The 10726-nt window shown below is 36.4% G+C and carries 12 protein-coding genes; 3 read left to right on the plus strand and 9 right to left on the minus strand.

Going from position 1 to position 10726, the window contains the following annotated elements:
* Both K6D58_RS11200 and K6D58_RS11205 read right to left on the minus strand, forming a co-directional pair.
* On the minus strand, positions 1-1841 hold a 1841-nt coding region (locus tag K6D58_RS11200), incomplete at its 3' end, for a hypothetical protein (RefSeq protein ID WP_296830692.1).
* Between the two features lie 15 nt (positions 1842-1856).
* On the minus strand, positions 1857-2369 hold the full coding sequence (locus tag K6D58_RS11205) for a TIGR03546 family protein (protein ID WP_296830694.1): 513 nt from the start codon (positions 2367-2369) through the stop codon (positions 1857-1859).
* A gap of 84 nt (positions 2370-2453) precedes the next feature.
* Between K6D58_RS11205 and K6D58_RS11210 the strand changes: the two genes are divergently transcribed.
* A complete protein-coding gene (locus K6D58_RS11210; RefSeq protein WP_296830696.1) occupies positions 2454-3395 on the plus strand; it encodes a DUF1848 domain-containing protein in 942 nt (313 codons plus the stop codon).
* A gap of 78 nt (positions 3396-3473) precedes the next feature.
* Positions 3474-4637, plus strand: a complete 1164-nt coding sequence (locus tag K6D58_RS11215) for an N-acetylneuraminate synthase family protein (protein WP_296830698.1) — start codon at positions 3474-3476, stop codon at positions 4635-4637.
* On the opposite strand, the gene K6D58_RS11220 is transcribed toward K6D58_RS11215, so the two are convergent.
* The 3 genes from K6D58_RS11220 to K6D58_RS11230 form a co-directional block, all read right to left on the minus strand.
* Positions 4634-5434: a type III pantothenate kinase gene (locus K6D58_RS11220; protein WP_296830699.1), complete on the minus strand. Its 801-nt coding sequence runs from the start codon at positions 5432-5434 to the stop codon at positions 4634-4636. The two genes, K6D58_RS11215 and K6D58_RS11220, sit on opposite strands and share 4 nt — an antisense overlap.
* A gap of 70 nt (positions 5435-5504) precedes the next feature.
* A complete protein-coding gene (locus K6D58_RS11225) occupies positions 5505-6611 on the minus strand; it encodes a hypothetical protein (RefSeq protein ID WP_296830701.1) in 1107 nt (368 codons plus the stop codon).
* A gap of 168 nt (positions 6612-6779) precedes the next feature.
* A complete protein-coding gene (locus K6D58_RS11230; protein ID WP_296830703.1) occupies positions 6780-7139 on the minus strand; it encodes an arsenate reductase family protein in 360 nt (119 codons plus the stop codon).
* 72 nt (positions 7140-7211) lie between these two features.
* Here K6D58_RS11230 and hisS point away from each other — a divergent pair, with 72 nt between their 5' ends.
* Positions 7212-8513, plus strand: coding sequence for a histidine--tRNA ligase (gene hisS / locus K6D58_RS11235; protein ID WP_296830705.1), 1302 nt, complete (start codon positions 7212-7214; stop codon positions 8511-8513).
* Between the two features lie 59 nt (positions 8514-8572).
* On the opposite strand, the gene K6D58_RS11240 is transcribed toward hisS, so the two are convergent.
* The 4 genes from K6D58_RS11240 to K6D58_RS11255 all read right to left on the minus strand — a co-directional run.
* Entirely contained in the window at positions 8573-8929 is a 357-nt protein-coding gene (locus K6D58_RS11240; protein ID WP_296830706.1) for a hypothetical protein, read from the minus strand.
* A 2-nt stretch (positions 8930-8931) separates the two neighbouring features.
* A complete protein-coding gene (locus K6D58_RS11245) occupies positions 8932-9339 on the minus strand; it encodes an NUDIX domain-containing protein (protein WP_296830708.1) in 408 nt (135 codons plus the stop codon).
* Between the two features lie 9 nt (positions 9340-9348).
* On the minus strand, positions 9349-9840 hold the full coding sequence (locus tag K6D58_RS11250; RefSeq protein ID WP_296830710.1) for a hypothetical protein: 492 nt from the start codon (positions 9838-9840) through the stop codon (positions 9349-9351).
* Between the two features lie 56 nt (positions 9841-9896).
* Positions 9897-10726: metallophosphoesterase family protein (locus K6D58_RS11255; RefSeq protein ID WP_296830712.1), on the minus strand; the 830-nt coding region annotated here is incomplete at its 5' end.

Genomic DNA, 10726 nt, shown 5'->3' on the forward strand with positions numbered 1-10726 from the left:
TTATAATAACGGCTGGCCCTTTCACTGGCAAATCCATCAGATGTAAGGCTTACAGGATTCAAATCAACCTTTCCGCCTAAAGTAAAGCCATCAGAATCTGCAGTTCCGGAAAAATTAAGATTCATATTTCCATCAATTGAAGGAATACCATTTCCCTGAGCAATTTTACTTCCGTCAATAGAGGCCTTAAAACCATTACCTTTATAATCAGCACTGATTAAAGGCTGACTGCTCTGACTTCTGGCATCTACTACTAAAGCAGCGTTGTGATTTACACCATAATATGAATAGGCACCGGTAAACTCACAAGGTTTGTTACGTATATCCGGATTGCTGGCAACTTCTATAATTTTTGCCTCAAATGAAGGACCTGATACGTAAACTCTCTCTATAAGAACTGCAGGATATTCCTGTGAATACCAGAAAGTTGTACCGGCTTTACGGCTAGCTGTTGTTTTTTCAGTCTGTTTTTCAATTTTCTTAACTTCTGTTTCTGCAGCCTTCTTTTCCTTTTCTGCTATGGCATTCTGTCTTACTTCAAGGGCATAATCCACAAGTTTTTGGGCATAAGGATAGTATTTTCCAAGAACATCATAACCTACAGTATTAAGGGCCTGGGTAATAAAAGCCTTTGGATTTGCAATAGTTCCAATAAGGGAAGACACCCGGTTCTTTACAAAATCAGAATCATGGGAAACTGCCTTTGTAAGTGTTGAAGAAGCATTCTTTAAATCATTAAAGTCTGTCGAAGCCTCCTTCTGAACGGCAGTAACCTTATATTTAAGACCATTTTTATTACTTTCATCAAATTCCTTAAGAAGGGAATCTATAGTTTCTATTGCTTTAATTACAGCGGCAGGATCATTTTTATTTACATTATTGAGACTTTTTATCTTTTCGTTAATTTCAGCAGTTTTAGAATCAATTTCGGCCTTTAATTCAGCAGGCCTTGTCTTCCATTTTTCTGAAACTTCAAGAGCCTTACTTTCTGCATTTTTTGCAGCTTCCGGAGTCTGGAGCTGAGATGTAAAGTTTTCTACTATAGAGTCCACATCATCTCCACCAACAAGCTGAGCTGCCTGAGCCTTAAGGTCTTCCAGGGCTAAATTTGTTTTTTCCTTTAAAGCCTTTGTAAAAGCACTTTCTTCATTGGATTTAGCCTTTGGTTTTATATAACAACTGGTGCTTCTTTTCGTATTAAAGGCCATTCCTGAACATTCAAGATTTTCACAGACAAATTTTCCACGGAGAATCTGTGTCAGATTAAAATCAAAATCAATAGTCTCTGCTTCAAAAAGATTTCTGTAATAAGAATTCTTATCACCTACCGCAAGCCCCTTAATCTTTACCTGTGCCCCCAGTATTTCTACCTTTACGGAATCAACATCAGTTTTAGCCTCAAAGATACCTTCACAGGCAGACACTATGGCATTTTTAACAATTACATTCTTAAAAGTTACAACAACAAGAACAATTGCAGCCATGGCAGCAGCTGTAGCAATAAGAGGAAGCAGTTTAATTCTGCCCTTCTGCCCTTTTATTTCCTTTGCCAGAGTTTTAAACCTCATAAGCTCAACTTTGGTAAAGCTTGAAGTCATATCTATACAGAACAAATCAGGCTTATCCTTGTTATTTCCCTTAGCAAACATTGCCTTAATATCAGCTTTGTCCTTAGGAACATAAATTTTTGAAAGAATTTTACTATTGAATTTTTTTTCGCTGTAAGCTTTCTTAAAAAGCCCCGGAAGCTTCTTTGCCGGAAACATTCTCTTTTCTTTTTTCTGCTTCTGTATTTTTTCTGCAGGAGCTTTCTTTTCTTTTACGCTTATTTTCTTTTCCATCTGAAATCTCCTGAATTAAATCTTTGAAGCAAGGGATGAAAGCTTCTGAATGAGAGGAATCTGCTTTGTAATTTTGGCAAGCTTACTCCTGCGGATTGCATCAGCAAGATACTTTCTCCACAACCATACAAATACACGGCCTATAACATAGCAGGGTATATAAAGAATAAGGCCGGCAACAAAACTACCCATAACCATGGTATTATTGATTTTTGTAAAGGCTACAAAAGGAATATCAAGAATTGTCCGGTAAAAAGGAACAAGGGATTCGTTTGTAAGCATCCAGTAGCCCAGAGAATCAAAGAGATTATCAAGTAAAGGTGCAAAAAGGGCTGCTACTATTATGGTAAGGGAAAAAGTAGCCCTCTGAATGCGCATGAAAAAGATAAAAACAAAGAGAAGTATCCAGAGAAGGTTTCCCTTAGGAATAAAACCAAGTACTACACCGCATGCAAAGGCATGGGCAATTGCTCCAGGATCCGTATTGGAACTGAAAGCATTAATCATTTTTATTAAAGTCTTTAACATAGACAAATTGTAACACCCTTGATAAAAAAAATATAGTAGAAAGGGTATCTGTAAAATTAAAGTATAAAATGCTAGAATCTTCCCATGATTATAAATACAGGCGGCAGAACAGACCTGGTACACTTTTATTCCAAGTGGCTGCTGGAACGATTCAGACAGGGGTTTGTATATGTAAGAAACCCTATGTATCCGGAAAAATTAACAAAATACACTCTTTCTCCTGATACAGTTGACTGCGTAATCTTCTGTTCTAAAAATTATGAACCTATCCTTCCCCATCTGGAAGAAATAACTTCCCGATTTAACACCTACTTTTTTTATACAATTACAGCATACGGAAAGGATATAGAAAAAAATATACCTGATATAGACAAATCAATCGACACCCTCATTAAGCTTGAAAGAATTGCAGGTAAAAAAAGAATTGCCTGGCGATATGACCCTGTGCTTTTAAATAAAAAGTATACGGTTCAGCAGCACCTTATTACATTTGAACATATGACGGCAAGACTCCACCAGCATGTTGATACATGTATTTTCAGCTTTGTACAGCTCTATAAAAAACTGGAGCAGAACTTTCCCCAGCTGGAAGCAGTTCCCCAGGATGCCAGGGAAGAACTTGCAAAAGGCTTTGGTAAAATTGCAGCAAAATACCGTATGAAAATAAAAATCTGTGCAGATAAAACTGACTATTCACACTGGGGAATACAAAGAGAAGGTTGTGTAACCCTGGATATTCTGGGAAAATCCAATGACCTTGATTTCAGACCCCTTAAACACACAGGTATGAGATCTAACTGTCTCTGCATAAAAAGTAATGACATAGGTGCCTATGACACCTGCCCCGGAGGCTGTCTTTATTGTTATGCAAATACAGATCATAAACTGGCAGAAGAAAATTTTCGTAAACACAAGGATAATTCTCCAATTCTTACAGGCAGCATTGGTCCTATGGAAGAAATATCTCCTGCAAGACAAAAAAGTTTTCTGGTTAACCCGCCTCCACAGTTATTACTCTTTGAATAAGAAATACTCAGGCTTCATTCAATTTGTGTAATTACCGATAATTTTAATATCTAAATAAAGATAATTAAGGATGAATCAATGAAAATAATAGCAGAAATCGGAACATCTCATTGTGGTGATATAAACAAAGCCAGGGAAATGATTTTTGCAGCCTGTGAAAGCGGAGCCGACATAATCAAATTTCAGTGGGTTTATGCTTCAGAAATACTCCATCCGGATACAGGTTTTGTTAATCTCCCTGGAGGAAAAATTCCCCTTTACAATCGCTTTAAGGAACTGGAAGTAAGTCCTGATTTTTTTGCTGAATGCCTTGAATACACCCATAAATGTAAGGCTAAATTTCTTTGTTCACCCTTTGGCTTAAAAAGTCTAAGTGAACTTGTTAACATAAAACCTGACATGGTAAAAATTGCCTCTCCTGAGCTAAACCATATACCTCTCTTACAGAAAACATCCTTCTTGTGCAGTAATATTCCCCTTGTTTTATCCAGCGGAGTTTCCACACTGGGAGATATAGAAAAAGCCCTTAACATTCTTTATGACGGTGGAATTAAAAAAGAAAACCTGACACTCCTGCACTGTTCAACTTTTTACCCGACCCCTGTTGAAGAATATAATGTAAAACTTGTAAAAAACCTGTCCGCAATTTTTGGCATTGACTGTGGAATAAGTGATCACTCTACAGATCCTGTTCTTGTTCCTGTATTAAGTGCAATTTGCGGAGGAACAATGGTAGAAAAACACTTTACCCTTTCCAACGAAAGCGAAGGACTGGACGACCCGGTTGCCCTTACACCGGAAAAATTTGCCTTAATGAGTCACGCCCTTAACCAAACCCAGGCTCTTATAGAACGTTACAAAAAAGAAGAAATAGCCCTAAAAGGCGGAAATACCGCTTCTTGCAGTAAAGATATACCTCAGGCTGCCTTTGACTACACAATAAAAACACTTTCTCAGGAATATTCACCGGAAGTGATTAAAGCCTGCCTTGGAGACGGAATAAAAAAACTTGGAAAAAGTGAAAAAGATAATTATGGAAGAACAAACAGAAGCCTTCACTACACAGCCTCTTTTAAAAAAGGCCATGTAATAAAAGAAGGTGATATAGCAGTTCTTAGAACTGAAAAAATACTGACCCCCGGCATTCACCCGGACTTTTACAATATGACTTCAGGTGCAAAGCTTACTTCAGATGTAAAAAGCGGAGAGGGAGTTCAGTTTAAGGACTTTATCTCATACTAAGGTTGAAGTATTTTTGAAATATACAAAAGTCCCTTTATAGTCAGGTCCTTGTCTACCGCAGTAAAGCATTCCGTTATAGGTTTTAAAACTGAATTCAGGCCTCCTGTTGCAATAACGCGGATATCCTCAAGTTTTTCTCCCCTTACTTCAAGTTCCTTCTTTACCTGAAAAACAAGGGATTCAACAAGTCCTTTATAACCTAAAACTATTCCAGATTGAATTGCACTCTTTGTAGTTGCACCTATAACATTTGACGGAGCCTCAAGGGGAACAAAAGGAAGCTGGGCTGCATTTGTTGCCAGGGCTTTTACGGCTGTTCCCAGACCAGGACTGATAGTTCCCCCAAGAATTTCTCCTTGAGAAGAAGTAACAGTCAGTGTAAGGGCTGTTCCAAAATCAACGACAATATTGGTATGCTGCTCAAGTTCTTCCCAGGCTGCAAGGGCATTACAAAGAAGGTCAGTTCCCAGTTCCCTTGTGGAATTATCAGGAAGATGAACAGGGAGCTTTCTCTCTGTAGCCATGGCAGAAGTAAGCACAAGTGGCTGTACTTTACAAACCCTCTGACAAACAATTACAAAGGGACCTATAAGAGCCGGTACTACAGAAGAAATTACAGCCCTGTCAAAACCGGAAACATCAATTCCGGCATCCCTGGCAAGAGTAAGAATAGTGGACGAATACTCATCTCCCGTTCTTCTTGTATCACTTGCAACACGCCACTGGGCAAGTATCTTATCTTTATCAAAAACAGCAACAACTACATTTGTATTGCCAATATCAACTGCAAATAACATAATCAAATAATAGCAGAAAAATAAAAAAAAGACGACCTGCCTTCAGGCAATGTTTTTACATCTGATGCATTTATCTGTAGTGCACCATAAGCTTATTATATTCTTCTTCCGTAAGAGTAAAGTTTCCTATAATTGAATAGTCTATATATTCCATATCTTCCTCTTCATCATAATTATAGTTACCTTTAGTTACAGAAAGTAAATACATACCATAAGAGTTACAGCACTGAAGCTCATAGAATGCAGTATATGAATCAATAAGAGGATAATCTATTCTTGCTTTTCCTTCATGAATTAATGCAGGTGAATAAGTTGAAGAAGACCACCATAGAGCCTCATCAACTTCCATTTCCATTCTGTCTTCACCAGCAGGCATTGATAATTCCATATTCTTTACAAAAGTATTAAAAGATACATCCCATTCTTTTGATCCATAACTTACATGAGGATTTTTACCTGGAGTTTTACTGATTGTTAAAATCAGGTTTTCAGTTTCATTGTAATACTCAACAGACCATGTAAGATCACTTTTTAAGGCTTTAGATATATTACCTGTATTGCAATCAGGATTATTATAATCAAATTCAGCCGGACATGATGTTAAAGCCGATTCTACAGGTGGATTCCACTTTATATAATCTTTTCCATTATTAATATAATACCAGACTGAACAAAGATAGTTGTTTTTACCATCAGTCACAAGATAAGCAACCCTTAAAGGAAAACCTTCAGTAGTTGACTCCAACCATACAGCATAATCTTTAATGGTATAAATATTACCTGAATAATCTGTAAGCGTATTCTTTGTTATAGTAAGTGAATCATCAGAAGGGTCTGTATCTTTCTGATAAAAGCCCTCAATCACATAGCCTGTAAACTCAATTTCTTCTACAGAATTATCCTGACCAGCATTTACTCCGTCGGCATTTTCTGTACCTGCAGCTGAATCAGAAGCATTATCTTCTGAAGTGTTCCCATCTCCAGCATTTACTCCGTCAGCATTTTCTGTACCTGCAGCTGAATCAGAAGCTTCCTCATTCTGAGCTTCAGTCTCTGTCTGTTCTGGATTTGAATCATCATCCTGACTGCAGGATAAAAGTGAAAAAGAAAAAAATGCACATGACAAAGCCAGTGCAAAAACCATTGAGTTAAAAAAAGATTTTAATTTGTTAATCATACAATACATCCCCTTGCATGCATTAATACTTCTAGTCCGCATTTTACGGTAGTGGAGCTTGCCCTGAATTTCACAGTGTTAGAATTTAAATAAAGCATTAAAAAATTTAGTATGGAGATTATTAGTACATTTTTAAGATTTCTTCAATAGTATTTTAAACTAATCAAATTAAAGCCATTTCTCCCAGATATTCTGTTTAACTCCAAAAGATGCAGAAATTTTTCCATTTCTACATACAGGAAGAAGGAGAAGCTCAAGTTGATTATCAAATATCTTTTCTTCCTTTTCACTATCATCAAGATATTCAAATTCCGAATATTTTTTTGACTTTTTATCAACCATAGCTTCTAAAGCTTCAAGCCGGCTTCCATAATCTTTAGCCAGGGCATCTATAACGGAGTTAAATTCGCCACGGGACATTGTCTTTTCCTTCAAATCTATAAACTGAAATGCTGTTCTTCTTTCCTTAAAGAATCTCTGTGCCGCCTTACAATCAAAACTTTTACTGCTTCCAAATATTTGAATCATCATTTTTCTCCTGATCAGGGTAAATACTCCCCGTTGTAAATTCCATGAATAAAATATAAAATACATACCATTATGGCAGATTTAATTCAACCTAAAGTATTAAAAGGATTCAGGGATTTTCTTCCTCAGGATGAAATTTTACGTGCAGATTTGCAGGAAAAACTGACACGCACTTACAGAGCATACGGATTTGTACCAATTGATACACCTGTACTTGAATACACAGAAATTCTTCTTCGAAAAAGTAATGGAGAAACAGAAAAACAGGTTTTCCGTTTTGAAGACAATGGAGGCAGGGACGTTGCAATGCGCTTTGACCTTACAGTTCCTTTTGCCCGCTATACAGCTGAACACAGGGAAGAACTTTATTTTCCTTTCAAGCGTTATCATATAGCTAAAGTATGGAGAGGAGAAAAACCTCAGGCAGGACGCTACCGTGAATTTGTACAGTGCGATTTTGACACTGTTGGCAGTGACAGTGCAACTGCAGATTTTGAAACCCTTGCATTGATGAAGGCAGCCCTTAAAGAGATAGGTGTAGAAAAAATTACAATTCATGTAAATCACCGTGGAATCTTTAACAGGTTCCTTGCAAAAATAGGAGCAGCAGAAAAATCAGAAGACGTACTCCGCATTGTTGATAAAATTGCAAAAGTTGGAGAAGAAGAAGTCCTCAAGGAACTTAATGAAGTTTTACATAATCAGGATTCATCAAAACAAATTATTGAATATATCAAACCTCTTTCAGGCTGGGATGAAACCCTCAAACATATAGAAGAACTTGCAGGTGGAGAAGCAGAAGACTCAAAACGCATGAAAGACATTCATGAAATGATGAAAGCTTCTGGAATACAAGACTGTTATGTACTCGATCCAAGTATAACCCGTGGACTCGATTACTACACTGGAGTTGTTTACGAAACATTCCTTAATGATCTTCCTTCTATTGGTTCAGTATGTTCTGGTGGACGTTATGACAATCTTGCCGGACTGTATATGAAAGATAAGGTTCCGGGTGTTGGAGCATCTATAGGACTGGACAGACTCATTGCAGGTCTTAATGAACTTGGAATGATTAATGCAAAAGGTTCATATCTGGATGCTGAAATATTCAATACGGATTCAGAACTTGCCATTCATTATCAAAAGACTGCAGGTCAGCTCAGGGCAAAAAATATCAGTGTTGAAGTTTTCCCAGACTGCGTAAAAATGAACAGACAATATAATGTTACAGAAAAGAAAGGTATGCCATGGGGAATACTAATTTCTAAAGAACAGGCAGCTCAGGACAAGCTTACCCTTAAAAATTTAAAAACAAGGGAACAATTTGCAGATATTTCTGTAGAAGAAGCAGTAAATATTATTCGTAAATAATCAGAAAACAAAAGCATTACTTAAGTTAAAGTGTATCATTTACTTAAGTAATGCTTTTTTTATTTATTTAATAATTCCTTACTTTTTGATAACGCTTTCAGCTGTGTATCGTAAACAATTAAACAGTCAGCATCCAGCCATCCTTTAGAAAAACGGTACCATACCCTTTCTTTTTTTCTAAAGACACCAATTATTTTTTCAACATCACCAAGTCTGCCATGGGAAGAAACTTCACTATCAAAATCAGAATCATTTCTAAAAGCAACAAATGGTTCATTTATTAGAGCCCAGTGAAGATCAGGATTTATACTTTCAGGATTATCCAAACTAATATCTATTGGTTTTTCTTTTGAACATGATGAAAAAAAGACAGCAGACAATGCAATAAATAACAGAGTCAGATATTTACTATACATTTTTAATTAACCTCAAAAAAATTTCTGCAGTCATTAAGAATAGAATAATCACTATCTACAAATTCATGCTGCCGGATTTCATTAAAATTCACCCATTTATATTCAGTATGTTCTGTCAATTTAAAAGGTTTAGCAAGACCATCATGAGGAAACTCTACACTGTAAACATGCAGAGTTAAATTAACATCCTGATTTACAAAATTTTTAAAACATATTTTTGAAAGAACTTTTACATCTACATCAAATTCTTCATGCATTTCCCTGAGAATTGCTTTTTCATCGCTTTCAGTTCCATCTACCTTACCACCAGGAAATTCCCATCTGTTACCCATTTGTCCTCCGGGATTTCTATGAGCAACTAAAACTTTTCCATCATGGTAACATAAACAAACTACAGACACTCTACTCATTAAATATCCTTAAAAAATAAGTGCAGAAGGCATAATAAAATGCAAAAGTGCAATTACAAAACAAGCTATACCTATATATCTTCTTGAATCAATAAAAACAGCCCTTACACTATCCGGAATAAGTTCAGGTTCGATACAACTTATATAATAATATTCTACAAGCATGGAACCACCGGCTAAAATACCTGCAATAGAAGGAAGCAAATCTCCTAAAACCGGGATTCCCCTGTAAGCGGAAACAAGCTTAATAAGTCCTACAAAAGCACACAAAATTCCAAGAACAAGCCTGAAAGTGCCATTATCAAGCCCTGGAATCATTGTATTTTCTTTCTTTTCTGAATCTGACAAATCAAATACATCACTATCTTCTTCATCAATAATAGAATCGTCAGGAACTTCATCAGCTTTTTTTACAGCAGAATCAGCAAAATTCTTACCATATACCAGAACCAATGCTGCAATTATATTAAAAACAACAGAAAGTAAATAAAACTGTACCATAAAAACAAACCCCTAAGTAAAATAGACCTTACTAAATAAATCGGAAAAAAACTCTTCTATCTTGAAGAAAATCTCTCATCCCAATCCCAGTCTAAATCAAGGGCAAAATCACTATCAGCATCAATTTCAAAAGAATTAAATTCCGTACTGTATGTTTGAACATTCAGGATTTTTCTATCCATATCAAATTTCATCAGTCTTAAAAAGCCATCCCCACTTGGTTTAGCAGTCCCTTTAAATCCATTTACTCTCCAGAGATCAGCCCTTTTTTGATAATTAGAAACAATAGAATATACTTTATATCCATCATCATTAATATCAACTCTTAAACCTTCACCACTGGAAACATCAAATACATGACCACAGAGAATCAGAAAAATATTTTTATTCTTTTTGACAAGTTTTTCAAAAATAGCTCGACCTCCATTTCCTTCACCTTTAAGATGATGATGCAGGCCCAGATAGCAGTAATTTCCGTTTTCTGTATTTTCCTTTTCATAACCAAGATAACCATGAGTTGCCAGTATAACAGGTAAGTCCTTGTGTTCATCTATTACCCACTGGGCCCAGCTTAATGCTTCATCCGAAGGTTCAAATTCAAGCCCGATAAACAGGAAATTTCTTTTTCCGGCCTTAAAAATGGAGAATGAATTAAGTCCATTTTCACTTGCCCCTCCATACCAGTCTTTACCCTTAAAATGTCTGGAATCAGGACCAAAATACCTGGTAAAATACTTACAACCCTTAACAACTATACCCCGACGGGCAAAAGACCACTTCCATTCATCATAATCATGATTACCAATAATAACACCATATGGCATAACGTCATCAAGAATTGAAACAGCCTGATCAGCATAGTCCCATTCACATGGCTTCTTACTTC

It is taken from the genome of Treponema sp. (assembly GCF_024696245.1).
GTDB lineage: Bacteria > Spirochaetota > Spirochaetia > Treponematales > Treponemataceae > Treponema_D.

Coding starts and splice junctions, on each gene's coding strand:
- K6D58_RS11205 (WP_296830694.1), bottom strand. CDS start 2,369: ATGTTAAAGACTTTAATAAAAATGATTAATGCTTTCAGTTCCAATACG.
- K6D58_RS11210 (WP_296830696.1), top strand. CDS start 2,454: ATGATTATAAATACAGGCGGCAGAACAGACCTGGTACACTTTTATTCC.
- K6D58_RS11215 (WP_296830698.1), top strand. CDS start 3,474: ATGAAAATAATAGCAGAAATCGGAACATCTCATTGTGGTGATATAAAC.
- K6D58_RS11220 (WP_296830699.1), bottom strand. CDS start 5,434: ATGTTATTTGCAGTTGATATTGGCAATACAAATGTAGTTGTTGCTGTT.
- K6D58_RS11225 (WP_296830701.1), bottom strand. CDS start 6,611: ATGATTAACAAATTAAAATCTTTTTTTAACTCAATGGTTTTTGCACTG.
- K6D58_RS11230 (WP_296830703.1), bottom strand. CDS start 7,139: ATGATTCAAATATTTGGAAGCAGTAAAAGTTTTGATTGTAAGGCGGCA.
- hisS (WP_296830705.1), top strand. CDS start 7,212: ATGGCAGATTTAATTCAACCTAAAGTATTAAAAGGATTCAGGGATTTT.
- K6D58_RS11240 (WP_296830706.1), bottom strand. CDS start 8,929: ATGTATAGTAAATATCTGACTCTGTTATTTATTGCATTGTCTGCTGTC.
- K6D58_RS11245 (WP_296830708.1), bottom strand. CDS start 9,339: ATGAGTAGAGTGTCTGTAGTTTGTTTATGTTACCATGATGGAAAAGTT.
- K6D58_RS11250 (WP_296830710.1), bottom strand. CDS start 9,840: ATGGTACAGTTTTATTTACTTTCTGTTGTTTTTAATATAATTGCAGCA.